We start from the raw sequence: 24614 nt of genomic DNA, 5'->3' as shown, positions 1-24614 counted from the left end.
GAATTGAAAGGATAATTATGTTACTCTTTGTTTAATCAGATTAAACTTTTGGATAATTCTTAAAACAAAGGGGTAGGGAAGATGGAAGAAGTATTAAAGCTTAAAAAAGCCACATATCACTTGTGGACGTTTACTATCAGTAAGTTAGTTTCGACTTTTGGTGCACAGGTGTATTCGTTTGCAATTAGCTTTTACATTTTGCAATTAACAGGATCTGCATCTAGTTTTGCGTTAAATTTAATTTGTAATTTTTTACCGAGGACGCTAGTTGCGCCGTTTGCAGGATATGCTGCAGACAAATATTCTCGTAAAATGATTGTCATCGTTTCCCAGATTGCTACGACAATTGCAATTGGAGGATTACTTATTGTGAGTATGACGATGGGTTTATCTTTAATTGCGATTTATAGTACTACCGTGATTTTATCGTTGACTTCTCTATTTTCTGGGGTAACTTTCAGTTCGTCTATTACTGGATTAGTAGATGAAGGGCGAATTCAGAAAGCGATGTCGCTTAATCAAATGTCCATTTCGTTTGCGGCAATTGGTAGCCCGGCGGTAGGAGGACTTCTCTACGGAGCTGTTTCTATGCCGGTATTTCTAATAATGTATATGGCGGCCTCGATTATCGCTGTAATCTTGGAATCCACGATGGACTTTAATTTATTTGCGAAGCGAAAAGAAGTAGTGGAAGGTGAACCGAAGGAACCAATGCTAGAGAGTATGAAAGCAGGCTTCCGTTACTTAATGAAAAAACCTATTTTAAAAACAATGGTTGTTATCTCCTTATTCATCAACTTTTTGTTTGGTGCCTATCAGGTAGGATACTCATTTATCCTCATTGAAAAATTGAAGATTAGTGCTCAACACTTTGGTTTTACAGAGGGGGCATTTGCAGTTGGGATGCTTCTATTGTCAATTTATTTTTCTGCACGTAAGGAATTGAAATTTCCGTTTCTAGTATCTAAATGGAGCATTGTTTTCATGGGTGTTATTATTGGAGTGGTTTCTATACCGTTGTTGATCGATATGTCCTATACAGTAATAGTTGTATTTTATGTCGCGTTAATGTTTTTCTTTGGAGCATCAATGATTATAACAAACACTCCAATACAGGTGATGATGCAGAAAGTGATAGAGGATGATTATAAGGGACGCGTATTCTCGATAATAGAAACATGTGCAATGGCACTTATGCCAATTGGTATGGTGTTATTTGGATTTTTATATGACGTCTTCCCAGCGGAAGGTATTTTAATTGTTTCAAGCGTTTTGTTGATATTAGTAATTCTATTCTTGGCAAGACCATCTGTAGTTAGAGCCGCACATCCAGAGCTCGGACAGAAAAAAGTAGAGTACTTGAAAACGGAGAGCTGATCAAGTTTTGTGATGCGAGAGAGTTCCATACTTATACGAGAAGCTTGGCGTGTGCGCGAACCATTTACGAGGGTGCTTAATCCATAAAAAAACAGGTGAAGGAAACGATTCGTTTTCCTTCACCTGTTTTCATTTCACGTAACATCTTTCAATGACTTAGTTGACTTACGGTATGCAAAAATTAAACCTATAGAAAGAATTGCGAGCACTCCGGATAACATGTAAATATTGTCGGGTTGCATTGTAAATAACCAAGCGAATAATAACGGACCGATAATTCGACCTAGATTATCCATTGAGTATGACATTCCGGCAGCTGTACCATAGCGTCCACCTGATTCTTTTGTAGTTAGCGAGACAATTGTAGTTCGTGCTAATGCATTTCCTGCGGTGAATATACATAAAGAAAGTCCAGCCCAGAAAATACTTTGAGTAAAGACAGTCAAAAATAATCCAACCGCTGTTACAACTTGCGCGTATAATAACCATTTTGTTTCCGTACCATTTTTAATGCGACGTACGACTCCACCTTGAATTGCTGCATCGACAAATCCACTGAACATAAACAAATAGCCGATTTGTAGTGGAGTAATTTCAATTCTTTCGATCTGGAATAACTGGAACGTTGCTTCAAGACCTGCTAGTAAAAACGTCACCATGAACGAAAATAAGAATAGATATCTAATACGGTAACTCCATAGACTAGAAGCGCCCTTCGGAAGTAGTGCGCGTTTATTCGCTTCCCCCGTACGTTCTGGTTCCTTTAAAATGATTAAAGCATAAACAAAAATCACGAGCAATAAAATCGCTGAAGCTGTAAATGGAAGCGCCAAATCTATATGCCCTAATACTCCTCCGATTGCTGGACCAAAAATAAAACCTAAACCAATTGACATGCCAAGGAATCCCATATACTTATTACGGTTCTCTTCATTTGACAAATCAGCTGCAAATCCCGTAACTGCGGTATATAAAGCACCGGAAAATAATCCTCCCACTACACGAGATAAGTAAAGCATGAAAAGCGAATTAAAAAATAATGAAAACAACCAAAAACTTAAACTGAATCCTACTAAACCAACTAAAATAAGCGTTTTTCGTCCAATACGATCTGATAGCATTCCCCATAATGGAGCCGTGAAGAAGGAAGCTAACGAGTAAACCGTCAATAGACCACCTACGTGAATTTCATTATAATCTTGCTCTAAAATAACCTCTGGCAGTACGGGAATAATAATTCCAAAGCCGAGATAAACTAAAAATTGGATAGACATTAGTATAAATATAATCTTATTCATGCATCGAACCTGCTTTCTGCAATTCTTCTATACTATATATTACACGTTTTTATTATGTTTGACACGTTGTAATCGGGTAGTAGGAATTATGACAGAAACCGGGGTAAATGGTTTTGCGGTATTACTAATCGACATATGGAGAAATATAAAAAGCCATCCTGATTTAGGATAGCTTGTGTGTTTAGAATTACCGTGGTTCGGATATACTTTCCATAGCATTTGAAATTTCTTGGACATGTGGGAAAGGAAAAGCTAAATCCGCTAAAGAGACAAAGCCTACGAGATTACCATCCTCCATTACAGGAAGTCGCCGAACTTGATTGCGCGCCATAACAATAGAAGCATCGGCTGTAGAATCTTCAGGGGAGACGGAGATAACGGTCTTGGTCATAACATCCTCCACTTTGCTTTTTATATCCTTGGCTACCGACCTTGTCACGATATCTCGATCCGTAATCATTCCAACTAATTTTTTGTTACTGACTACAGGTAAACAGCCTATGTCCAACACACGCATCTGATCTGCTACTTCGCTCACATAGTCCTGAGGATTACAGGTTACTACTTCTTTACTCATTACATCTTTTATATTCAAACCATTCACTCCTTTAGGAATTAGCATGGTTTACAAGTCCATAATATATGTAACAAAATTGAAAGATTCAACTTAGGTAAAAAGTGGTATAATAAAATAAATTAAATTAGTTTTAAAAAGAAACTTTTTTTAGAGAAAATCGTAATTATTAGATAGAAGGACGAGGTGGATTCAATGGCAAAGGAAGTTGATTTAAAGAAAATTGTTAGTAATCTTTCAAAGCTTGGTGTTACTGTTACAATGACGAAATCTAGACTTGACCTACTTAAAGCTTTAGCACCACCAGCGCAAAGTCCTCACGCACAAAACTAAAAAGAAGGTGACTTGAAACTTCATTACGAAATGGAGTTAGAGTCACCTTCTTTTTATCTAGTCCAAGGCCAAGACCTGCTGTAACACAAAATACAATTAACCTCTTCTAATCGGTATCACTTTCCAATAAGTAATTATCCTCCATATCCATTCTAGAGGTCCCATTTTAAAGAACTGTAGCCATACCATACTGAAAGCTAGTTGTATAGCGTAAACGGTAATGCATATTAGTAGCGTATCTATATAGCTGAGTTGAGGTGTGATGAATAACTTTCCTGCTATTAAGATAAAGATCGTTTGTCCTAAATAATTTGTTAATGCCATACGTCCGTAATATTTTAATGGTGTTAATAGTCGTTGGAATACTTTAAATCGCAATAGTAATAACAGTAGCCCAACGTAAAAAGCTGATAATAAAGGACCAATAGTTATGCCTATTCTTAAAAATGTACTTGCTTGATCATAAGTACCATCAGCCTCCATAAATATCATGTTGATGAATGGTTGCGAGGGTATACTTTGATATTGAATATAAAAACCAATAACACTAGCTGCTAAAGTAAGAATCGTAAAAAGCATTATTTGTTTTGTTTTAGATACAAGGTTTTCGAATACACGGTATTGACCACAAACTAACCCTAATAACATTAGTGGAATTATTAGGAGTATTTTAGTTGCCAGAACTGCAAATACTATTAATAATACAAGACTAATTACTAGGTTTATTTTTTTATTTACTTTATAAAACGGTAGTATAATAATACCGATAATTGCGTAAAACAATAATGCTTCTCCTGGATGGAACATTGAATGGACTACTCCCAAAATCAACAATATTACTAATCTTCGTGTAAAAAGAATGTATGCTTTCTCACCTCTGGCAAATGAGCGAGAAATAAATAGATAAAAGCCTAGCCCAAATAGAAATGAAAATATTGTAAAAAATCTACCTTCTACAAATAAATATAAAAACTTCTGGTAGCTTGCGTCCAACGTATTTGGTTCTGGAATACCTATGTTTAGTAGTGCAAGTATATTAACTAGAATAATCCCTAATAATGCAAAACCCCTTTTGTAATCAAGTTCATCAATTCTTTTCTCTCTTATTACTTCCTTCATTTCCATAATCATCCTCCTGGGTATAATATTAAACGTTATGATTAGAGAAAGGTTTCTGTAGCAACAAAAAAGCGAGTAGAAATGGTGTAAACCAATTTTCCACTCGCACTATAATCAATCGTCTTCGTTTTTTGCAAACATATAAGTCCGATGATGAAACTTCATACTAAATACTAAACCAATGGCTAACATATTTCCCATGAGCGAACTACCACCGTAACTAATAAATGGTAGAGGTATACCTGTAATCGGCAATAATTGAATAGTCATGCCAATATTTTCGAATACATGGAATGTAATCATTGCGATGATTCCTGCGCAGACATAAGTACTGTATGCATCTTTTAATTGAAGTGTAATTTTCGTCAAATGAAAAATAAGTAGAAAGTAAAGACTAACAACAATACTTGCCCCTACGAAACCGTATTCCTCTCCAATAACGGCAAATATAAAGTCGGTATGATTTTCTGGAACATACACAATACGTTCTCCATAACCTTTACCGAAAATCTCTCCAGAGCCGATGGCATTTAAAGAAGTGATTAAATGCATTCCTTCATCTGATGCATAAGAATAGGGGTCTAACCAAGAATATATACGAGCGAATTGGTATCCTTTAAAGCCAAAAGTATTAGTCAAAAAGTCTTGTTGATAAAGGGCGAAATAAAGTAGTGTTCCTCCCGTTACAATTGAACCCATAAATATAGGAAGTATAATCTTCCACGTAATTCCGGCTACGATTATTAAAGCTATCGTAATTGCCAAGAACACTAAAGAGGTACCTAGGTCAGGTTGTGTAAGGATAAAAGCTAGGGGAATAATTAATGTTACTCCAATTTTAACTAGCAAAATTAAATCTGTCTTTACTGTCTTGATTAGATTCTTCTCATGATGAATCGTGATTAACCGGGCAAGTCCTAATATATAAAAGGTTTTCATAAATTCAGCAGGCTGAATATCACCAACAGGTAAGTGAAACCAACTCTTCGCACCATTTCTTGGCTCAACTAAAGCTAATGAATCAGGTAATATGAAAAGAACAAGAAGTAAAAATACGCCAATTGCGTATATATACCAGGATAATTTTTTATATTGCTCTGGTTCAAAAAACATGACAAACCCAATGATAATGGAACCGACAACATACCAAAATAGCTGTTTGGGTATAAAGTTTGTTGCATATTGTCCAGAGGTTTGTGCTGACGAAATAGCAAGTAAGCTAATGATAAGAAATAATAATATAATAAAAGCAAGTGTCCAATCAAAACGATCAGCAAAGCCTTTTTTGTTCTCCATGTAAGTCACCTATGTTTCCTTCAAATTTCCTTCACCTATTATAACGTATATTAATACTTTTTGCTTGCTGGTTTAATAGAGACGTGAAAGGGATTAAAGATGTTTCCTTATATAAATCATGCTATTATATGAACAGATAAAGGAGTGATTTTAGTGGCAAAGAAAGAAGTGAGAGATATGGATGAGTATTTCACACATTTATATGTTCACGTAAATGAGGTAGAGCATTTTGCTCTGTTTAGCGGAATAACGGTTCAACAATTTATAAGGAATTTCTCTGACTTGTCTGCTCTTTTGTTGCTAAAACATAGCTATGATGATGCTTCTTTTAATATGCATACGCAGCTTGAATTTATAGTTCCTGAGCAATACAACCATTTTGTAAAGGATTTTACTGAAGGGCCCTTTGAAGTTTGCTTTATGGATTTTGAAGATGAGCGCAAATTAAATATGCTCTCTCCTCAAGAACAAGCAGAGCTACTATACATAGCACATAAAAAAGAAGCTTTTCGATCGCCCTTCTATCATCACCTGCAAAATAGATTTGTCTATCTATCGGATGAAGGTGAGAAAATTACAAAAATCTATTTCCGAGACATGGAAGACTTCAACCAATTAGTTGCAAATGTCGTTACAGGGCTAATTAGTGATAAATCAAAGTCAACAGCTTTTTGGCGTAAAAAGAACAATATCGTTCTACCAAGATTGTCTGCTGAAAAGGTAACCGAACATAACGAGCTATTTGAAGATGGTGTGTTAATGTCGTTGTTCAAAACAGATAAATCTCATTATGGTATAGAAATTCGTATTCTTCCTGAGAATATTTTTCCAGATGAAGTTTTGGAGGATTTGAAGTTACATATAGCTAAACCGGTAGATGTACTAATAGAAGTATAAAGAGAACGCTTTTGCCAAGTGAAAGAGGCAGGGGCGTTTATTATGTGGTGAGGTGAAAAGCATGGCCTGGATATTATTAATAATTGCAGGATTAACAGAAATAATATGGGCAATTGGTTTAAAAGAGGCCCATGGCTTTACGGAGCTCATTCCTTCTATTGTAACGATTATATTTTTAATCGTGAGCTTTTTCCTATTTGCTAAAGCTATGAAGACGATTCCGATAGGTACAGCATATGCTATATTCACAGGTATTGGAGCAGCAGGCACGGCTATTGTAGGAATTATTTGGTTTCAAGAAGAAGTAAGTGCTGGAAAGCTATTCTTTTTATTTGTTCTCCTTTTTGGGATCATCGGTCTAAAATTGGTGGATGATGAAGAGGAGGTGGCCTGATGGAGTGGTTTTTATTAATAATTGCTGGTTTATTTGAAGTGGCTTTTGTTATTAATATGAAGTTATCGGATGGTTTCAAAAATGTTAAATATACGATTCTCACGGTCATTTCTGCTTCTTTAAGTTTCTTTTTATTATCATTAGCCTTAAAGGATATAGCGGTCGGTACTGGTTATGCAGTATGGACAGGAATTGGGGCTGCGGGAAGTGTACTTCTCGGGATGTATTTATTTCAGGAGAAAAAAAGTAGAAAGAAATTGTTTTTTCTAAGCTGTATTATCATGGGAGTAGTGGGTCTTAAATTGTTCGGTTAGATACTCAACTATTAAGGCTGTCCGTGATAAACTAATAATATCCAAAACATGGAGGTAATTTTAACTTATGAAAATAAAAGTAGGCTTATTATATGGTGGGAAATCTGCAGAGCATGAGGTGTCACTACTTACTGCTAGAGCAGTTTCACAAGCGATCAATTTTGAAAAATATGAAGTATATCCAATTTTCATCACTAAAACAGGTGAATGGAGAAAAGAAGGTCAGTTAACTGCGCCGGTAGAGTCAATAGAATCTCTAAAATTTGGCAATGAAATAACAACTCCTAATACCATTTCTAGTTTCCTTCCACAACAAGGAGACGATACCACTCAACTAGATGTTATTTTCCCTCTTTTGCACGGACCTAATGGGGAAGATGGAACGGTACAAGGATTGTTAGAAGTATTGAATTTACCGTATGTAGGTAATGGGGTATTAGCATCTGCTGCAGGAATGGATAAAGTGGTTATGAAGCAATTATTTGCGCAAGCTGGCTTATCACAAGTTCCTTATGTCTATTTCATAAGTAAAGAGTGGAAAAAGAATCAGGATGCATTACTACAAAATATAGAAGAAAACTTAAAGTGGCCTTTATTTGTAAAGCCTGCCAATCTTGGATCAAGTGTTGGAATTAGTAGAGTTACAAACCGACAAGAACTTATTAAAGCGGTTGAATATGCCTTTAAATATGACCGTAAAATTATTGTGGAACAAGGGATATTTGCTCGTGAAATTGAAATGAGTGTTCTGGGAAATGATGAACCAAGATGCTCAGTAGCGGGAGAAGTACTACCAACTAAGGATTTTTATGACTACGAAGCAAAATATGAGGACGGTACGACGAATTACGCAATCCCTGCTAATATTTCTGAAAAGCTTCAAGATAAACTAGAGGATGCTGCAATTCGTGCATTTAAAATTTTGGATTGTTCGGGACTTGTCCGGGCAGACTTTTTTGTAACGGATCAAGAAGAGGTCATTATCAATGAAGTAAATACAATGCCAGGCTTTACACCAATCAGTATGTATCCAAAGCTTTGGATGGAATCGGGACTTTCTTATCCGGGTCTAATAGAAGAACTTATCCATTTGGCAATTGAACGCCATGAAGAAAAACAGCAGCTTGAACACTCGAAAGACGGGAAGTGACCGAGTGAAAAAAACATTAGCAAATATAGCAGAATGGTTACACATTCAAAAGAAAACAGACGATAATCCGGTCGTTACGGGAGTTTCGATAAATACAAGAACAATTAAACCAGGCGATTTGTTTATCCCGTTTCGTGGAGAACAAGTAAATGGGCATCGGTTTGTTCAAGATGCTTTTGCAAAAGGAGCAGCAGCATCGCTTTGGTTGAAGGACGAACCGAATCCACCTGAGGGCGTTCCGCTTTTGTTCGTGGAAAGTGGCGAAGAGGCACTCCAGCAAATGGCAAGAGCTTATCGAGCAGAATTACACTCGGTGTTTATCGGCATTACTGGGTCGAATGGTAAAACATCCACAAAAGATTTAGTAGCAGGTATGCTGTCGCCTTATTTTAGTGTAAAAAAGACAGAGGGTAACTTTAATAATGAACTAGGATTACCATTAACTATTCTTTCTCTAGAGGAAGATACAGAGTTTGCAGTGCTCGAAATGGGTATGAGCTCCTTTGGAGAAATCGAGTTTTTATCAAATTTGGCTAAGCCAAAATATGTAGTCATTACAAATATTGGGGAAGCTCATATGCAAGATCTTGGTTCTCGAGAAGGTATTGCAAAAGCAAAATTTGAAATCATTGCAGGATTAGATGCCGCTGGTCAACTATTCTATGATGGGGATGAGCCATTACTTCGACCATTTGTGGAGAAAAATCCCAATGTACAGGCGAAATCATTTGGTGTTCAGGAACAAAATGATTTACGTATTGCTGAAGTAAACTTTACTGAGCAAGGAAGTGCCTTCCGTGTTGAAGGAGAGCTAAACGAGACAATGTCTATTCCTGTGTTAGGTGAGCATCAAGTAAAAAATACACTTGCTGCACTGCTAATCGGAAAAGAAGTTGGATTAACTGCAGAGCAGATGCGTAAATCTTTAAAACAAATAGTTTTGACTGATATGCGTATGCAGGTGATCGAAGGAGTAAATGATGCAATTTTCATAAACGATGCTTATAATGCGGCTCCGACTTCCATGCTTGCTGCAATTTCATTCCTTGAAAAGTCATCTATTAAAACTGAAAAGTGGCTTGTATTAGGTGATATGCTAGAGCTTGGAGAAAATGAGCGGCAATATCATGAAGACATAAGTAAATCTATTTCAAATAAGAGATTTGTGGGAGTGTGTTTATATGGGCCACGGATGGAATGGCTGTATAACAAACTGGTAGATCAATTTACAGACGAACAACTCATTTGGGTCAATGACGACACAGAAAAACTTGTTTCGTTTTTAAGAAATAAAATTAATGACCGCTCTATTGTTTTAGTGAAAGGTTCAAGGGGAATGCAATTAGAAAGAGTTATTGAGCCGTTCCAAAAATAATAAGACGGGTGTGGGGACAATGAAAACAGGCATATTAGGTATTCACGGTTTTACAGGTGGACCATATGAGATTCAACCATTTGTTGACTATTTGAAAGTTCATACAAACTGGGAAATTGTTGTCCCTACATTACCTGGTCATGGGGAAACGCTGGAACTAAAGAATTTAACCGCAGAATCGTGGATGATGACAGCGGAACAGTCTCTTAGGCAACTGCAAAAGGAAGTAGACCGTGTAATTATTGTAGGTTTTTCGATGGGTGGAATTATTGCGATGTACTTAGCGAATCGTTATCCAATATATAAGCTTGTTTTATTAAGTGCTGCAGCGAAGTACATATATCCGGCACAGCTTTTACAAGATATAAAGGATATAGCCAAAGAAGCAGTGGTAGGTAGGCTCGAAGAAAACTCTTTATATAAACAATACAGTTACAAAGTGAAAGGAACTCCAATTCCTGCGACGTTAGAATTTATGCGATTAGTACGTATAGTTCAGCCCTATTATGGTCAAATTACAGTACCAGTCTATATAGTTCAAGGCAAAAAAGATGGTATTGTACCTTACTCGACTGCCCAGTTTATCTACGATGAAATTGGATCTTTGAAAAAGGAAATAGTCTATTCGGAATCAGGGAAACACCATATTTGTTATAGCGAGGACTGCGAAGATTGGTATAACACTGCTTTAAAATTTTTAAAGGAAGAAGAGGAGGAAGAGACTACAAGTAATTAACTAATAATTATAACAGTTGCTTATTCATTGCAACTGAGTTTGTTGCATGATATACTACGTTTAGAGCAATGGATACATTTTGTGTGAAGACTCTTCAGCGTTTATTGAAGAGTACTTTTTTTTGAACATAACGGTTTGTTGAAGTAGTATTGCACGATCACTCATTAACAGACCGCTCGGCAAAAGACCGGGCTTTCCCTTTATATAAGACCCCTCTGATCTAAAACCACAGAGAATTTTAAGTAACGGAAACGTTCCTCGTATAGGCTCGAATTTGCCGCAATTTCATCTGAAAATGTAACCATTTGTCAAAACAAACAAAAAGGAGATTAAAATTTTGACAAATTTTTCAGAATTAAATATTAGCGCTTCTACATTAAAGTCCGTACAACGTATGGGGTTTGAAGAAGCTACACCAATCCAAGAAGGTACTATTACACATGCTATGGGTGGACGCGATGTTATCGGTCAAGCACAGACAGGAACAGGTAAAACTGCTGCATTTGGTATCCCTATGATTGAAAAAATTGATACTAAAAACCCGAATATCCAAGCGTTAATCATCGCTCCAACACGCGAACTTGCAATCCAAGTTTCGGAAGAGCTTTATAAATTAGGATATGACAAAAAGGTTCGTCTATTATCTGTATACGGTGGACAAGAAATTGGGCGTCAAATCCGTGCACTAAAAAACAAACCTCAAGTTATTGTTGGGACACCTGGTCGTATTCTTGATCATATCAACCGTCGTACTTTGAAGCTTGATCAAGTTCAAACACTTATCTTAGACGAAGCAGATGAAATGCTTAACATGGGATTCATCGAAGACATCAACACAATTTTAGAAAGCGTACCTCCTGAGCGTCAAACATTATTGTTCTCTGCTACAATGCCAGGACCAATTCGTAAAATTGCTGATCGCTTCATGAAAGATCCAGTTGAAGTAAAGATTAAGTCGAAAGAAATGACTGTTGAAAATATTGAACAGTACTACGTAAAAGCTACTGAGCGTGAAAAATTTGATGTTCTTTCAAGAATTTTAAATGTACATCAACCAGAGCTTGCGATTATCTTTGGTCGCACAAAACGTAGAGTAGATGAATTAGCACATGCACTAAGCATTCGTGGTTACCTTGCAGAAGGAATTCATGGTGATTTAAGCCAAGCGAAACGTATGTCTGTATTAAAACAATTCAAATCAAATAAAATTGATATTCTTGTTGCAACGGATGTAGCAGCACGTGGATTAGATATCTCTGGCGTAACACATGTGTATAACTTTGATATCCCACAAGATCCTGAAAGCTATGTTCACCGTATAGGTCGTACAGGACGCGCAGGTAAAAGTGGTATCGCTACAACATTCGTAACACCAAGAGAAATGGGATACTTACGTATCGTTGAGAATACAACGAAAAAACGTATGGAAGCTTTAATCCCTCCAAGCTCAGATGAAGCACTAGTTGGACTTAAACGTGTAGCAGTAGAATCTTTATCTGAAATTGTAAACAAAAATGATTTAGGCGATTATCGTCCATTAGCACAAGAAATGCTTGAAAAATTTGAAGCAGTAGATGTAATTGCTGCAGCTTTAAAATCAATGACGAAAGAACCGGATGATACTCCGATTTCTCTTTCTGAAGAACGCCCACTACCTGCTCGTAGAGAACGTAGCGGTGGAGGCGGTTCTCGTTCTGGCGGTGGTTACAAAGGTAACCGTAGTAGTGGTGGAGGACGTAGTTCATCAGGTGGTCGTGGCGGAAGCGGCGATCGCGGACCACGTTCAGGTGGCGGTTCACGTCCAAGCTCTAGTGGACGTCGTAGCAGTGGTCCACGTGACGGCTCGACTCAACGCAGCACAAGAACTCGCTCATCACGTAGCGAAAACTAAATTGAAAAGCATAAGCACCTATGCAGCTCAGATAAGCGCTGTAAGGATTTCGCATAAAGGCGTCCTTTGCCTTTATCGAAATTCTGAAGCGACTCGGGGAGTTAGGTGTTGAAGCTAGACAAAATTTCAAAGGATGAACTTACATTTCGATGTAAGCTCATCCTTTTTCTTTTTAAGATATATGGTCTGGTCTCGCACTAGTAACCATTAGACTTCATCTAAATGGATGTGTAGAAAATTGTAAGATACTGAAACATTTTAGGGTCTGTTTCGTATACAATGATGAAAGAGGGGGTTTAATATGAGACAAGAACCAATTAATCGATTATCTGAAAAAGGATTACGTGTATGGAGGATTTATGGAATATTTCAAACCTTGGTTGCCTTATTAGTAGGTATAGGGGCTGGAGTTATCAATTATTTCACGGGACAATATATATGGCTATACATAGTAGATGGAGTAGTGATATTACTCATTGGATATTTATTAATTTATTTATTCCCGAAAATTAGGTGGACTCGTTGGCGATACGAAGTGCGTGAGCAAGAAATCGAGTTGCAGCATGGTTTGTTTATCGTCAAAAGAACGCTTGTGCCAATGGTTCGTGTACAGCATGTAGATACTGAACAAGGCCCGATATTGAGGAAACATGATTTGTCATCAATTACTATTTCAACTGCTGCAACTAGTCACACAATTCCTGCCCTCATAACTGCGGAAGCAGATGAACTTCGTGGTAGAATTTCTGTACTTGCAAGGGTGGCGGAAGATGATGTCTAAGGAAAAATTTACATTACATCCTATATCTGCAGTTATTAATTTCGTAAAAGTTTTAAAGGAAATGATATTACCTCTAATAGTAGTTATTGCAGTAAATGGATTTGGAGGAAGAGGAGAATCTGAAGGTTGGAGCTCCTATATAGTCTATATTATTTATGCAGTGTTATTAATCGCTATGTTGGTTAGCGGAATCATAAAATGGAAGAGGTTTCGTTACTGGTTCGAAGAGGAAGAGCTTCGCATTGAATATGGTCTTTTCGTAAAGAAAAAAAGGTATATTCCATTTGAGCGTATTCAAAGCTTAAATTACACTGAAGGAATCTTTCATAGACCTTTCGGATTGGTAAAGGTGAAAGTAGAAACGGCTGGTGGGGGAGCAACGAAAGAAGCGGATGCAGAGTTGACTGCAATTTCTAAAGAAGCAGCCGAACAAATAAAAAAAGAAATGAGTCTCGCCAAGAATAAGGAGTTAAATATACTTAATGAAGCGTTACAATCAGAAAATCAGGTAGTAGAGCAGCGGAAGCCTTTATTCCGGATGTCTCAAAAGGATTTACTAATTTTAGCTAGTACATCTGGTGGAGTTGGAGTCTTTTTCTCTGGTTTAGCTGTGTTTGTCTCGCAGATCTCAGAATTAATCCCATATGAAACTATTTATAATGAAATTATTATGTTTATTAGGTTTGGAGCTCTACTAATAGCTTTAGCTGTATTTTTTGTACTACTTGTTGCCTGGATGGTATCAGTTGCAATAACGTTTATAAATTACTATGAGTTTACTATTCGGGTAGAAGATGAGGAAATTATAATTACTAGAGGATTACTAGAAAAGAAAAAGGTAACGATTCCTTTATCGCGCATTCAAGGAGTGCGTATTGTGGAAAACCCTCTCCGCCAGCTTACAGGGCATGCAGCTGTCATCGTAGACAGTGCAGGGGGCTCATTGGCAGAGAAGGACGAGAAAATCAGATTAATTCCACTTATTAAAAAGAACCGAATCAATCCTATTCTTGTCCAAATTTTCCCGGATTATCATTTTGAACCTAACTTTACGCGAGTTCCTAGGCGCTCCAGAAAGTTCTTTTATCGCTTAGACTTTCTATGGATGATCCCGGTTGCGGCAAGTGTTAGTTATTTCTTTTATCCATTTGGATTGATGTCTCTATTACTATTGCCACTAAGTTTTCTTTTGGGGGCATGGCAGCATAAAACGGCTGGATATTGGAAGGACGAAAAACAACTTGTTGTACAGTACCGTCTATTTAGTAGAGTATCTCTATGGATGGAAAAGAAACGTATTCAGGCTATGACAGAACGTACTACGTATTTTCAAAAAAAAGCTGATGTTTCTTCTATTGTAACTACTATTAAGTCGGGTGTTACTGGATCTGCTACTACTATCCCATCAATAGAAAAAGCTGATGCAGAAAACCTTATGGAATGGTATGAACCAACTAGAAAAGAACCTATAGATAGAGAAAAAGAACAGCCTTTATAGGGGCTGTTCTTTTTTTTAGAAAGTATTAAGTTCAGATACTCCATGTACTTTGAAGAGTATACTACTGATTTCGGGTCAAGGGTGGACGCTTTCCGCGGGTGTAGCTTCAGCCTTCTCGCTTCGCTACGGGGTCTTCACCTAACGCTTCTCCGCTGGAGTCGCATCCTTTCACTTCTATCAATTAAGTTAACACAGCCTATTGTCAGATGGTAGAATCAGTTCAAGTTAATGAACTGATAGAAGCTCCTTATAATTGATATAAAATTAGGGAAGCTAGTGATCATGTGATTTTAATGTCATTTAACTGACATTTACTGAAAGCTTTTCTTCACTTATACAGATTTAAGCTTACGTTGTCGTTTCTTCCAAGTAGCTATACGTTTAGGATGGAAGTATACCATTCCTAGTATAAAACCGGTTATCAACCCTGCTATATGGGCAGTGATACCAATCCCAGGTTGAATGAACGTCATAATGACCCCAATGACAATAATCGGAATAATAATTTGTTTTAGCTGTGGCATAAAATTTCTCGTATAATAAACTAAAGCTCCAAAAGCACCGAAAATGCCGTAAATGGCTCCACTTGCACCAAGACTAGTGTAATTCCAGTCGTGTATCAAGTAGGAGGCAACATTACCGACTAATCCCGCTAACATATAAATAGTTAGGAAACGGGTTTTCCCAGCTATTTGTTCCAATTCTGGTCCAAATATGTATAAGGAGAACATATTAAATAATAAATGAGAAAAAGAAGCATGCAAAAATATGGGAGTAAGTAGACGCCAATATTCTCCTTCACTGATTAATAAGTTAAAATGGACACCAAAATTAATGATTTTTGTACCAAGAATAGGTATTAAAGTTAACAAATGAATAACTATATTTAATGCAAGTAAAGAAGAGACAACTGGATATAGTTTTATGTATTGTTTAAAATTTTCTGTTCTACTAAACATTATTTCACCTCAAGTTTTCTACTATTAGTATATCCTGTAAGGAGGATATTTGGAAAGGAGAAACATTCATGATAATTGGAATTGGATTAGATATAACTGAAATTGAAAGAATTAAATCAATTCAAGCTAAAACTCGTAAATTTGAAGAGCGTATACTTACCGACAAAGAGAGAATTCAATTACACGAATTGTCAGAGATGAGACAAATAGAATATTTAGCAGGAAGATTTGCAGCAAAAGAAGCATTTTCTAAAGCTCGAGGAACTGGAATAGGAAAAGAATGCAGTTTTCAAGATATTGAAATTCTTAAAGAACCTTCCGGTAAGCCAATCCTGTACTTTAAGGGAATAGAAGTTAACGGATTTGTTTCTATAACTCATACAAAAGTTTATGCGGCTGCTCAGGTAATTCTACAATCATAACCGGTCGTCCATCTACATACAATGAATGAACGCAGTGATAATAGAAAGGATGGACTGATTGAAGAGCCGAGTGGCTAAACTATTATTTTTATTTTTAACAATCTTAGTACTATCTGCATGTGGGGCCGATTCGAAAGAAGACGTTGTAAAAAAACTGAGTAACAAGTGGGTGGATTCAAAGGGGTATGAGCTCACAGCGGAGATGAGCATTTTAACAGGTGATGAACCAAGAGTGTACGGTGTGGAAGTTTGGCATACTAAGCCAGATTTTTACCGAGTAGAAGTGTCGGATACAAATGCTGAAAATACACAAATGATAATTCGTAACACAGAAGGTGTATTTGTCGTAACACCAGCACTGAACAAAACGTATAAATTCCAAAGTAAATGGCCAACTGAAAATAGCCAAGCGTATCTAATCGGATCGCTAGCAAACGACATAAAAAATGATAAAACAGCAACCTTCAAAGAAGAAGGAGACAATTATGTCTTTGAAACAAAAACTAGTAATAACCACAAAAACATGCTGCCGTTTCAAAAAATTTATATCAACAAAAAGACATTACTACCAACGGATGTTTCTATCTTAAATGAAAACAAAGAAGAACAAATTCATATTACATTCGATAAAGTATCACTAGGAAAATCACATGCAGCAGCTGAGTATAAGGTTGAACAAAGCCCTACTGGTAAAGCAGAGGACACAGAAGAAACTGTAGAGGCATCAGCAGAGATTGATGATACTGAATTTGAAACGTATTATCCAATGTTAAAAGGGTGGGAACAAGTTCATAACATTGATGAAAAATTAATGGAAGTGGACGGAGAAAAGAGAGTTATTTTAACATATAGTGGAGACAAAGAATTTACAATTATTCAACATAGAAGTGTACAAGGCGATTCTTCTATCATTCCTGTATTTTCACCTGGTGACCCAGTTGACCTAGGGGTTGCAATTGGTGCCATAACAGACCAATCTCTTTCTTGGGAACAGGATGGAATGTCATTCTTTATTGCTTCATCAACTTTAACAAAAGAAGAGATGATTGAAGTTGCAGCATCAATGACTACTGGTGGTTTAAAGTGATTAGGGTTGACTACTTCATTACACTAGTAGGATAATCGGTTTAAACTGATTAAAAGAGGGAACTATATGTCGCTACAGCATTACCGACCAACATTCATAAAAGTAAATTTACAAGCTATACAAAATAATATAAAAAGACTCCAGGAAACACTTCCGGAAAATACTGGGGTAATAGCTGTTGTTAAGGCAAATGGATACGGCCATGGAGATATTGCTGTTGCACAAGCTGCATTAAAAGCAGGAGCTAATCTTCTGGCTGTTGCCACGCCGGAAGAGGCATTGCGCTTAAGGGAAGCTGGTATTCAAGCGGATATACTTTTATTAGGCACATCTCCGCTCTCTTTCTTAGAAGAGGCTTCCAAACATAACATTACACTTACAGCATATTCATATGAGTGGCTAAATGCTACTCGAGATCTCCATAGACCTTTGAAACTTCATATAAAGATTGATAGCGGTATGGGTAGAATTGGTTTTACTGAAGAAAAAGAGTTAAAGCAGGCACTTACTTTTATTCAAGAAAGAAATTGGTTACATGTTACGGGCGTTTTCACGCATTTTGCAACCGCAGATGAGCAAGATCAAACACTATTCCAACAACAAATTTCAACATTTGAAAAGTTATTAAATGTATTTGAGCAAAAACCTGCCTTAGTGCACACCTCTAATAGTGCGGCGGCATTGATATATCCTGACCAACACTGGAATGCTGTGCGTTTTGGTATATCTATGTATGGGATACCACCGTCTCCTTGGGTAAAAGGAGAACTTCCATTTTTGTTAGAAAAAGCACTTACGGTACACACAGAGGTTACCCATATAAAAAAGGTTCCGAAGGGCTCAACCATTGGCTACGGGGCTTCTTATGTAGCTTTATCAGACGAGTGGATTGCAACAATTCCGATTGGTTATGCAGATGGCTTATTAAGAAAACTACATAATCAATCAGTGTTGATAAAAGGAAAGAAAATGCCAATCGTCGGGAAAATTTGTATGGATCAATGCATGATTCGTCTCGATGAAAAATTAAAGATTGGTGAAAAAGTAGTATTAATAGGTAAACAAGGAAATGATGAGATTCTAATAGAAGAATGGGCTGAAGCATTGCAAACTATCCCTTATGAAGTTTGCTGCACTTTTTCTGACAGAGTTCCTAGGATATATAGCAAATAAACTTTCGACAAAATTTAAGAATATATGCATAATTTGTCTAACGATTTCTCGTAATGTCTTTTATTTCAGTTAGAGAAATGGTAAGATGAAGTATATTGTCATATAGGGAAATGTTTTGTCGGAGGTGTTTGCTGTGGTAAGTGATAAAAAGAAAAAGGAAGCTATTATTCAGCTTCCAAATCAATTGGTTAATGAAGGAGTAAAAACCGTAAAACAATCATTAACTGGCGTAGAAAGTTTCGTTCGTGTCCAAGCAAATGAATATGTAAAAAATGGTCAGGCAAATCTTATAAGAGAAGCGATGATGAAAGGCTATGTTGAGATGTCTCATATAAATCTATCCATTTGTACGGAGTGTTTACATGCAGAATACGAAGCTCAACATACGACAGAGCGACTCGTAAGTGGAGGATGAAAATTTGATCGTAAAACGTGGAGACGTTTTTTTTGCGGATTTATCACCAGTAATCGGGTCTGAGCAAGGTGGAACCAGACCCGTTTTGGTGATACAAAATGATATCGGTAATAGATTTAGTCCAACTGTCATTGTGGCAGCTATCACAGCTCAAATTCAAAAAGCTAAGTTACCAACGCATGTAGAGATAAATGCAAAAGAATACGATTTTGAACGTGACTCGGTTATTTTATTGGAACAGTTAAGAACAATTGATAAATCTCGACTCACGGATAAAATCACCCACTTAGACGTAGATGTGATGGAAGATGTTGATCATGCTTTAGGGATTAGCTTAGGTATCGTTAAATTTTAATACATAGTAAGAACACAATGTGTAACCGACAAAGACACATTGTGTTTTTTAATAGGGAGAAATTTTGTGTTAGTTTGTAAATTTATAGAAGGTTTGAATAACTGTGTTTTAAAGTGAGATTATAAGTGGTGGAAGTAATTACCGATTGTAATTGCTTTACGAAGAAGAACGTTGTAATAGCAGTAAGGAATAACTGCTTTTTTTTATGTGGACAAGTATTAATGATTACGTAATTATGTATAAAAGGTGTAAAGTAAGATGAAATTCTGTACAATATAATTACTAATATTCAACAAGGAGATGTATGGGAAACAATGAATAAAAGAATTGCTTCGTATATTCACGAAAATATTGATGAAATTTTAGAAAACTGGAGAGTCAAAATGGAAGAAGAGAAGGATGATCGTTTCTTCCAAATTATGTCCGATAAAGTTGTTGATAATACTGTTCGTGAATTCGGAGAGTTGATGATTTCGAGTATAACGGAAGAAAAAGCGACATATACAGCAAAATTAAATGATTTCTCCGTTCAAATTGTACGTTATGGATGGTCTATTTCTTTTGTTTTAAAGGCACTAACCAACTTTACGGAAGTAATTTATGAAAAAATGGACGAAGCGGAGTACTTAGATGAAGGTTTCCAATCTCATAGAGAAATATTAACTAATTGGATTACGCCTTTAAACCATAGTATTGTGGATGCTTATTCTGTGGTGTGGGAAAAAACAGTGAGCTTACAAAAAATTGCTTTACAAGAACTATCTGCTTCATTAATTCCTGTTTTTGAAAAAATTTCGGTAATGCCTTTAGTTGGTACAATTGATACGGAACGAGCAAAACTAATAATGGAAAACCTGCTACAGGGAGTTGTCAAGCATCGAGCAGAAGTAGTATTACTAGATATTACAGGAGTTCCTGTAGTAGATACGATGGTTGCCCATCATATTATTCAAGCGGCTGATGCTGTGCGTTTAGTAGGAGCCAAATGTATGCTAGTTGGAATCCGTCCAGAAATTGCACAAACTATTGTCACACTAGGTATAAATTTAAATGATTTCACAACAACAAGCACTTTACAAAAAGGGATGGAACAAGCCCTAGCAATGACAAATCGTGCAATAGTAGAGGTGGATATATAATGATGTCAAGAATACCTATTTTAAAATTGAGAGATTGTTTAATTGTTTCTATCCAGTGGGAATTAGATGATCAAACTGCTCTTGCATTTCAGGAAGATTTGCTTGATAAACTTCATACAACAGCTGCAAGAGGAGTAGTACTTGATCTAACGCCGATTGACTTTATCGATTCATTCATCGCAAAGGTACTGGGCGATGTTATAAGCATGTCTGGCCTAATGGGTGCGAAGGTAGTGATTACGGGCATTCAGCCTGCAGTAGCTATTACCCTTATTGAATTAGGCATTAGGCTTGAGAATGTAGTCACGGCACTAGACTTAGAAAATGGATTGGAAAAATTAGAACGAGAATTGGAGGACTAATCCATTATGAATTTAAGGTCTTCTGTTGATATAATAACTGAGTGGGATATCGTTGCTGCAAGGCAACTTGGAAGAAATGAAGCGAAAGACGTTGGCTTCGGTACAGTTGACCAAGCGAGAATTACAACAGCGATTAGTGAACTTGCTCGAAATATATATTTATATGCAGGTAAAGGTAAGATAGAAATTAGACAAATTACAGAAGGTAATCTTAGAGGTCTATTAGTAATTGCATCTGATAAAGGCCCAGGAATTGTAGATGTTCGTAAAGTTATGGAAGATGGCTATACAACATCAGGCGGACTAGGTGCCGGTCTACCAGGTGTAAAGCGACTAATGGATGATTTTAAGATAGAAACTGTAATAGGGGAAGGTACTACAATTAGCGCATCTAAGTTGCTAAGATAGGAGGTAAGTTAAAGTATGCCTCAAGAGTTTAAGAGACAATACAAAGAAATTTTGGAACAATATACGCTGAGACAAACAGAGCATAATTTGTATGAGGGCCAAAATATCAGTAGACAACTTATTCAAAAGAACATTTCTCCAGAAGAAGTTATAAGTATACATAAAGCTTCTTTAGAAGAGATTTTGCCTGAACTACCTAATGATGTTTGGCATTCTTTTGATTTATTAATAGAAGTGATGATTAGATATGGACTAGCATTAAAAGAACATGAAGCGTTAATTCAAAAGCAGGAAAACTTTAGAATGGAAATGGAGCTTGCAGCCAATGTTCAGCAAACCTTGTTGAAAACGAAGGTTCCAGATATGCTTGATTTGGATATCGGGATGATCTCTGTTCCTGCAAAAGAAATGAATGGTGATTATACGCATTTTCTCCATGATGATACAACCGTAGGTATAGCTGTTGCTGATGTGATCGGAAAAGGAATTCCTGCTGCTCTATGCATGTCCATGATTAAGTATGGGATGGATAGTTTGAATGGAGCAGAAACTGAACCTACCATTGTACTAGACGTCATTAATAGAATTGTTGAGAAAAGTGTAAGTGATTCGATGTTTATATCAATGTTTTATGGGACCTATGACACTTCTAAAAGTTTATTTACATATGCATCTGCTGGACATGAACCGCCTTTATTTTATTGCGCTGAATCTAATAGCTTTTCAGAATTACAAGCAAAGGGATTATTATTAGGGGTTATTTCCAATGTTAAATATGAACAACACTCTATTTCCTTAGAAAAAGATGATTTTATCGTTATGATGACCGACGGTGTAACTGAATGTCGTTCAAAAGATGGATTCATTGACCAAAATACCGTGATGGATATTATCGAAAGCGTAAGAGATCAGTCCGCCCAAGATATGGTGGAATATGTGTTTCATAAGCTGGAGGAATTACAGGAGTTTGAACAACGAGATGACTTTACACTCGTTATTTTCAAAAAGAAGTAATTTAAGGTTTATCAAAAGCTAGTTGGTGGTATACAGACTAAATATAGCGAAAACGGGGGAATAGTAAATGAATATTTCAGTTGAACTAAATACATTAGATGAGTTACACATTAAAGGATTTATTGGTGGAGAGATTGATGCTTTTACAGCACCGATCCTTAGAGAGAAACTTTCAGACATAACCTTACTAGAAAAAATACATGTTGAGTTGAATTTAACGGACGTTTCATATATGGATAGTACAGGGCTAGGTGTTTTTGTCGGTTTTTATAAAAGTGTAACTGCTGCAAATGGGCATTTGGAGTTAACGGGACTTTCATCTAGATTGAAACGTTTATTCGATATAACTGGTCTAGTGGAGATTATGGATATCCAGGCTACAGATAAAGAGGTGAAAATAGATGAAACCGTTTGATTATGTGGAAATCCGGGTGCCTGCGAAACCTCAGTACGTTAGCGTTGCCCGACTCACAATTTCTGGTTTGGCAAATCGCATTGGGTTTACGTATGACGATATAGAAGACTTGAAAATTGCTGCAAGTGAAGCCATTACAAATGCTGTACAGCATGCATATGCGGATAATGAGGAAGGCGAAGTGGTCATTGGCTGCGCATTATACGAGGAAAAAATGGAGATAATGGTAGCGGATCATGGGAAAAGCTTTAATTTTGAAGAAACAAAAGCAAAAGTAGGACCATACCATGAATTGGAAGAGGTATCCTTTTTAAGAGAAGGCGGTCTTGGTTTATATTTAATAGAGACGTTAATGGATGAAGTTAAAGTCCATCACCAAGAAGGTGTTACTGTATTTATGACGAAACATGTCGGAGTAGAGCAGGTGGATGAAAATGTCGAACACGTCCCTTCCTAATAAAGAATCGAAAGAGAAAATATTGGAATGGATCAAAGAATATCAAGAGACCGAAAGTGAAGAGGCTCAAACAAATTTAGTACTAAATTATACTAGGTTGGTTGAATCTATTGCTCGAAAATATTCTAATGGTAAATCGCATCATGAGGATATTGCGCAGGTAGGTATGCTTGGTCTGCTTGGAGCAATCCGAAGATATGATCCATCTTTCGGTAAAAACTTCGAAGCTTTTGCAATTCCGACAATTATCGGTGAGATTAAACGCTTTTTGAGAGATAAAACTTGGGCTATTCATGTTCCAAGAAGAATAAAAGAACTAGGACCACGTATTAGAGCAGCAGTTGAAACACTAACAGTGGAATTTCAGCGCTCACCTATTATCCCAGAAATAGCTGATTTCCTTGGGGTAGAAGTGGAAGATGTACTAGAAGCTATGGAAATGGGTAAAAGTTATCAAGCACTATCTATGGATCATTCACTTGAATCGGATTCAGATGGTAGTACGATTACGCTGTTTGATGTAATTGGTAAAACAGATAGTGAGTATGAGAAAACTGATCAACGTTTACTTGTAGCTAATGCACTTAATGTTTTGTCTGGACGAGAGAAAGAAATAATTCAACTTACATATATGGAGCAGCTGAGTCAAAAAGAAACGGGAGATCGTCTCAATATATCCCAAATGCACGTGTCTAGAATTCAACGCAAAGCTATAAAGAAATTACAAGAGGCCATTTTATCGTCAGGTGGAGTAGTGAAATGATAGATTTTTCAGATGACAAAGTAGACCTATTTGTATACCAAGAAGCCAAAAGTGGAAATTTAGAATCTGGAGATACTTATTATATTACAAAGACAGACGATTTTATGCTTTGTGCTATAGCAGATGGATTGGGAAATGGACCGGTAGCTAAAGAGTCTGCTGATATTATCCCAGAAATTTTAGAGCAATATAAAGACGAAACGTTAGATGAATTATTATTACGCTGCAATGATTTAATGATTCAAAAACGAGGTGCAGCAGTTGCGCTAGTAAAAATAGATTATAAAAGCCAAACTATTTCTTACAGCTGTGTAGGGAATGTGAAGTTTTATATGTACAATCGGGCTACAGATAAAATGATTTATCCTTTACCAGTAATGGGTTACTTATCGGGGAGAAAACAAAGGATTAATACGCAAACATACGCTTGTGAAAAAAATGACTTGTTTATGTTGCACTCGGATGGTGTTGTGATGAATAGTCCAAAATCAACTATTAAAGTTGCAGCGAATGCTCGATGTCTCTATGAAACAGTCTTTAAAGAAATCGAACATGGCGACGACTCTACATTTATAGTTGGAAGCTTACTCTAATATTGAGTAAGCTTTTTTG

Annotated in this window: 29 protein-coding genes; 24 read left to right on the top strand and 5 right to left on the bottom strand. The window is 36.6% G+C overall.

Going from position 1 to position 24614, the window contains the following annotated elements; genetic code table 11:
* The first annotated feature begins 81 nt into the window (after positions 1-81).
* Positions 82-1377: an MFS transporter gene (locus ACQCPR_RS17440; RefSeq protein ID WP_427137673.1), complete on the top strand. Its 1296-nt coding sequence runs from the start codon at positions 82-84 to the stop codon at positions 1375-1377.
* Between the two features lie 134 nt (positions 1378-1511).
* Here ACQCPR_RS17440 and ACQCPR_RS17435 read toward each other — a convergent pair whose 3' ends face one another.
* Positions 1512-2675 (bottom strand): MFS transporter, encoded by a 1164-nt coding sequence (locus ACQCPR_RS17435; protein WP_090566446.1) that lies wholly within the window; start codon positions 2673-2675, stop codon positions 1512-1514.
* A 187-nt stretch (positions 2676-2862) separates the two neighbouring features.
* Entirely contained in the window at positions 2863-3270 is a 408-nt protein-coding gene (locus ACQCPR_RS17430) for a CBS domain-containing protein (RefSeq protein ID WP_090566449.1), read from the bottom strand.
* Between the two features lie 174 nt (positions 3271-3444).
* Between ACQCPR_RS17430 and ACQCPR_RS17425 the strand changes: the two genes are divergently transcribed.
* Positions 3445-3582 carry an Lmo0850 family protein gene (locus ACQCPR_RS17425; RefSeq protein WP_211895692.1) on the top strand — a complete coding sequence of 46 codons (138 nt, stop codon included), beginning with the start codon at positions 3445-3447 and terminating at the stop codon, positions 3580-3582.
* A 96-nt stretch (positions 3583-3678) separates the two neighbouring features.
* On the opposite strand, the gene ACQCPR_RS17420 is transcribed toward ACQCPR_RS17425, so the two are convergent.
* Together ACQCPR_RS17420 and ACQCPR_RS17415 are read right to left on the bottom strand one after the other, a co-directional pair.
* Positions 3679-4701: a DUF418 domain-containing protein gene (locus ACQCPR_RS17420; protein ID WP_427138963.1), complete on the bottom strand. Its 1023-nt coding sequence runs from the start codon at positions 4699-4701 to the stop codon at positions 3679-3681.
* A gap of 114 nt (positions 4702-4815) precedes the next feature.
* The gene (locus ACQCPR_RS17415) at positions 4816-5997 is read right to left on the bottom strand and encodes an FtsW/RodA/SpoVE family cell cycle protein (protein WP_427137672.1); all 1182 of its coding nucleotides are present in this window, start codon (positions 5995-5997) and stop codon (positions 4816-4818) included.
* 153 nt (positions 5998-6150) lie between these two features.
* Here ACQCPR_RS17415 and ACQCPR_RS17410 point away from each other — a divergent pair, with 153 nt between their 5' ends.
* The 9 genes from ACQCPR_RS17410 to ACQCPR_RS17370 all read left to right on the top strand — a co-directional run bounded on the left by ACQCPR_RS17410 (position 6151) and on the right by ACQCPR_RS17370 (position 15033).
* Positions 6151-6894, top strand: coding sequence for a hypothetical protein (locus tag ACQCPR_RS17410; RefSeq protein WP_269922531.1), 744 nt, complete (start codon positions 6151-6153; stop codon positions 6892-6894).
* Between the two features lie 61 nt (positions 6895-6955).
* Entirely contained in the window at positions 6956-7288 is a 333-nt protein-coding gene (locus ACQCPR_RS17405; RefSeq protein WP_093495596.1) for a DMT family transporter, read from the top strand.
* A complete protein-coding gene (locus ACQCPR_RS17400; protein ID WP_090566459.1) occupies positions 7288-7602 on the top strand; it encodes a DMT family transporter in 315 nt (104 codons plus the stop codon). The genes ACQCPR_RS17405 and ACQCPR_RS17400 overlap by 1 nt, the downstream gene beginning before the upstream one ends.
* 67 nt (positions 7603-7669) lie before the next feature.
* On the top strand, positions 7670-8752 hold the full coding sequence (locus tag ACQCPR_RS17395; RefSeq protein WP_340930867.1) for a D-alanine--D-alanine ligase: 1083 nt from the start codon (positions 7670-7672) through the stop codon (positions 8750-8752).
* A gap of 4 nt (positions 8753-8756) precedes the next feature.
* On the top strand, positions 8757-10127 hold the full coding sequence (locus ACQCPR_RS17390; protein ID WP_427137671.1) for a UDP-N-acetylmuramoyl-tripeptide--D-alanyl-D-alanine ligase: 1371 nt from the start codon (positions 8757-8759) through the stop codon (positions 10125-10127).
* Positions 10128-10146: 19 nt separating this feature from the next.
* Entirely contained in the window at positions 10147-10863 is a 717-nt protein-coding gene (locus ACQCPR_RS17385; RefSeq protein ID WP_090566467.1) for an alpha/beta hydrolase, read from the top strand.
* Between the two features lie 337 nt (positions 10864-11200).
* The gene (locus ACQCPR_RS17380; RefSeq protein WP_093495592.1) at positions 11201-12754 is read left to right on the top strand and encodes a DEAD/DEAH box helicase; all 1554 of its coding nucleotides are present in this window, start codon (positions 11201-11203) and stop codon (positions 12752-12754) included.
* Positions 12755-13055: 301 nt separating this feature from the next.
* Positions 13056-13535 (top strand): PH domain-containing protein, encoded by a 480-nt coding sequence (locus tag ACQCPR_RS17375; protein ID WP_093495591.1) that lies wholly within the window; start codon positions 13056-13058, stop codon positions 13533-13535.
* Positions 13528-15033 (top strand): PH domain-containing protein, encoded by a 1506-nt coding sequence (locus ACQCPR_RS17370; protein WP_093495728.1) that lies wholly within the window; start codon positions 13528-13530, stop codon positions 15031-15033. Before ACQCPR_RS17375 ends, ACQCPR_RS17370 begins: the two co-directional genes overlap by 8 nt.
* Positions 15034-15365: 332 nt before the next feature.
* Here the strand turns inward: ACQCPR_RS17370 and ACQCPR_RS17365 are convergent, their stop codons facing one another.
* Positions 15366-15992: a rhomboid family intramembrane serine protease gene (locus ACQCPR_RS17365; protein ID WP_427137670.1), complete on the bottom strand. Its 627-nt coding sequence runs from the start codon at positions 15990-15992 to the stop codon at positions 15366-15368.
* 68 nt (positions 15993-16060) lie between these two features.
* Between ACQCPR_RS17365 and acpS the strand changes: the two genes are divergently transcribed.
* From acpS to ACQCPR_RS17300, 13 genes are all read left to right on the top strand, one after another.
* A complete protein-coding gene (gene acpS, locus ACQCPR_RS17360; RefSeq protein ID WP_427137669.1) occupies positions 16061-16414 on the top strand; it encodes a holo-ACP synthase in 354 nt (117 codons plus the stop codon).
* 58 nt (positions 16415-16472) lie between these two features.
* Positions 16473-17501, top strand: a complete 1029-nt coding sequence (locus ACQCPR_RS17355; RefSeq protein WP_090566482.1) for a LolA family protein — start codon at positions 16473-16475, stop codon at positions 17499-17501.
* A gap of 66 nt (positions 17502-17567) precedes the next feature.
* Entirely contained in the window at positions 17568-18674 is a 1107-nt protein-coding gene (gene alr / locus ACQCPR_RS17350) for an alanine racemase (RefSeq protein ID WP_427137668.1), read from the top strand.
* 133 nt (positions 18675-18807) lie between these two features.
* The gene (locus ACQCPR_RS17345) at positions 18808-19089 is read left to right on the top strand and encodes a transcriptional regulator (protein WP_241597902.1); all 282 of its coding nucleotides are present in this window, start codon (positions 18808-18810) and stop codon (positions 19087-19089) included.
* A gap of 4 nt (positions 19090-19093) precedes the next feature.
* Entirely contained in the window at positions 19094-19444 is a 351-nt protein-coding gene (locus ACQCPR_RS17340) for a type II toxin-antitoxin system PemK/MazF family toxin (RefSeq protein ID WP_090566493.1), read from the top strand.
* Between the two features lie 314 nt (positions 19445-19758).
* Positions 19759-20583: an STAS domain-containing protein gene (locus tag ACQCPR_RS17335; RefSeq protein WP_090566496.1), complete on the top strand. Its 825-nt coding sequence runs from the start codon at positions 19759-19761 to the stop codon at positions 20581-20583.
* Entirely contained in the window at positions 20583-20945 is a 363-nt protein-coding gene (locus ACQCPR_RS17330; RefSeq protein ID WP_090566499.1) for an STAS domain-containing protein, read from the top strand. The genes ACQCPR_RS17335 and ACQCPR_RS17330 overlap by 1 nt, the downstream gene beginning before the upstream one ends.
* 6 nt (positions 20946-20951) lie before the next feature.
* On the top strand, positions 20952-21353 hold the full coding sequence (locus tag ACQCPR_RS17325; protein ID WP_090566502.1) for an anti-sigma regulatory factor: 402 nt from the start codon (positions 20952-20954) through the stop codon (positions 21351-21353).
* Positions 21354-21368: 15 nt separating this feature from the next.
* Positions 21369-22367 (top strand): PP2C family protein-serine/threonine phosphatase, encoded by a 999-nt coding sequence (locus ACQCPR_RS17320; RefSeq protein ID WP_090566505.1) that lies wholly within the window; start codon positions 21369-21371, stop codon positions 22365-22367.
* Between the two features lie 67 nt (positions 22368-22434).
* Positions 22435-22782, top strand: a complete 348-nt coding sequence (locus tag ACQCPR_RS17315) for an anti-sigma factor antagonist (protein WP_090566509.1) — start codon at positions 22435-22437, stop codon at positions 22780-22782.
* Positions 22769-23239: an anti-sigma B factor RsbW gene (gene rsbW / locus ACQCPR_RS17310; protein ID WP_090566512.1), complete on the top strand. Its 471-nt coding sequence runs from the start codon at positions 22769-22771 to the stop codon at positions 23237-23239. Before ACQCPR_RS17315 ends, rsbW begins: the two co-directional genes overlap by 14 nt.
* Positions 23217-24002, top strand: coding sequence for an RNA polymerase sigma factor SigB (sigB, locus tag ACQCPR_RS17305; protein ID WP_427137667.1), 786 nt, complete (start codon positions 23217-23219; stop codon positions 24000-24002). Before rsbW ends, sigB begins: the two co-directional genes overlap by 23 nt.
* On the top strand, positions 23999-24595 hold the full coding sequence (locus ACQCPR_RS17300; protein ID WP_090566518.1) for a PP2C family serine/threonine-protein phosphatase: 597 nt from the start codon (positions 23999-24001) through the stop codon (positions 24593-24595). Before sigB ends, ACQCPR_RS17300 begins: the two co-directional genes overlap by 4 nt.
* Positions 24596-24614: the final 19 nt, after the last annotated feature.

The organism is Psychrobacillus psychrodurans, assembly GCF_050209195.1.
Classification (GTDB): domain Bacteria; phylum Bacillota; class Bacilli; order Bacillales_A; family Planococcaceae; genus Psychrobacillus; species Psychrobacillus psychrodurans.
Note: the sequence above shows the minus strand (reverse complement) of the source record. Positions and strands in the feature narration are given on the sequence as shown.

Excerpts from the sequence above, each read along its gene's own strand:
- ACQCPR_RS17320 (WP_090566505.1), top strand. The coding sequence starts at position 21,369 with ATGCCTCAAGAGTTTAAGAGACAATACAAAGAAATTTTGGAACAATAT.
- ACQCPR_RS17365 (WP_427137670.1), bottom strand. The coding sequence starts at position 15,992 with ATGTTTAGTAGAACAGAAAATTTTAAACAATACATAAAACTATATCCA.
- ACQCPR_RS17415 (WP_427137672.1), bottom strand. The coding sequence starts at position 5,997 with ATGGAGAACAAAAAAGGCTTTGCTGATCGTTTTGATTGGACACTTGCT.
- ACQCPR_RS17325 (WP_090566502.1), top strand. The coding sequence starts at position 20,952 with ATGAATTTAAGGTCTTCTGTTGATATAATAACTGAGTGGGATATCGTT.
- ACQCPR_RS17420 (WP_427138963.1), bottom strand. The coding sequence starts at position 4,701 with ATGAAGGAAGTAATAAGAGAGAAAAGAATTGATGAACTTGATTACAAA.
- ACQCPR_RS17440 (WP_427137673.1), top strand. The coding sequence starts at position 82 with ATGGAAGAAGTATTAAAGCTTAAAAAAGCCACATATCACTTGTGGACG.
- ACQCPR_RS17335 (WP_090566496.1), top strand. The coding sequence starts at position 19,759 with ATGAATAAAAGAATTGCTTCGTATATTCACGAAAATATTGATGAAATT.
- acpS (WP_427137669.1), top strand. The coding sequence starts at position 16,061 with ATGATAATTGGAATTGGATTAGATATAACTGAAATTGAAAGAATTAAA.
- ACQCPR_RS17385 (WP_090566467.1), top strand. The coding sequence starts at position 10,147 with ATGAAAACAGGCATATTAGGTATTCACGGTTTTACAGGTGGACCATAT.
- ACQCPR_RS17395 (WP_340930867.1), top strand. The coding sequence starts at position 7,670 with ATGAAAATAAAAGTAGGCTTATTATATGGTGGGAAATCTGCAGAGCAT.
- ACQCPR_RS17425 (WP_211895692.1), top strand. The coding sequence starts at position 3,445 with ATGGCAAAGGAAGTTGATTTAAAGAAAATTGTTAGTAATCTTTCAAAG.
- sigB (WP_427137667.1), top strand. The coding sequence starts at position 23,217 with ATGTCGAACACGTCCCTTCCTAATAAAGAATCGAAAGAGAAAATATTG.
- alr (WP_427137668.1), top strand. The coding sequence starts at position 17,568 with ATGTCGCTACAGCATTACCGACCAACATTCATAAAAGTAAATTTACAA.
- ACQCPR_RS17300 (WP_090566518.1), top strand. The coding sequence starts at position 23,999 with ATGATAGATTTTTCAGATGACAAAGTAGACCTATTTGTATACCAAGAA.
- rsbW (WP_090566512.1), top strand. The coding sequence starts at position 22,769 with ATGAAACCGTTTGATTATGTGGAAATCCGGGTGCCTGCGAAACCTCAG.
- ACQCPR_RS17370 (WP_093495728.1), top strand. The coding sequence starts at position 13,528 with ATGTCTAAGGAAAAATTTACATTACATCCTATATCTGCAGTTATTAAT.
- ACQCPR_RS17315 (WP_090566509.1), top strand. The coding sequence starts at position 22,435 with ATGAATATTTCAGTTGAACTAAATACATTAGATGAGTTACACATTAAA.
- ACQCPR_RS17405 (WP_093495596.1), top strand. The coding sequence starts at position 6,956 with ATGGCCTGGATATTATTAATAATTGCAGGATTAACAGAAATAATATGG.
- ACQCPR_RS17330 (WP_090566499.1), top strand. The coding sequence starts at position 20,583 with ATGATGTCAAGAATACCTATTTTAAAATTGAGAGATTGTTTAATTGTT.
- ACQCPR_RS17400 (WP_090566459.1), top strand. The coding sequence starts at position 7,288 with ATGGAGTGGTTTTTATTAATAATTGCTGGTTTATTTGAAGTGGCTTTT.
- ACQCPR_RS17375 (WP_093495591.1), top strand. The coding sequence starts at position 13,056 with ATGAGACAAGAACCAATTAATCGATTATCTGAAAAAGGATTACGTGTA.
- ACQCPR_RS17435 (WP_090566446.1), bottom strand. The coding sequence starts at position 2,675 with ATGAATAAGATTATATTTATACTAATGTCTATCCAATTTTTAGTTTAT.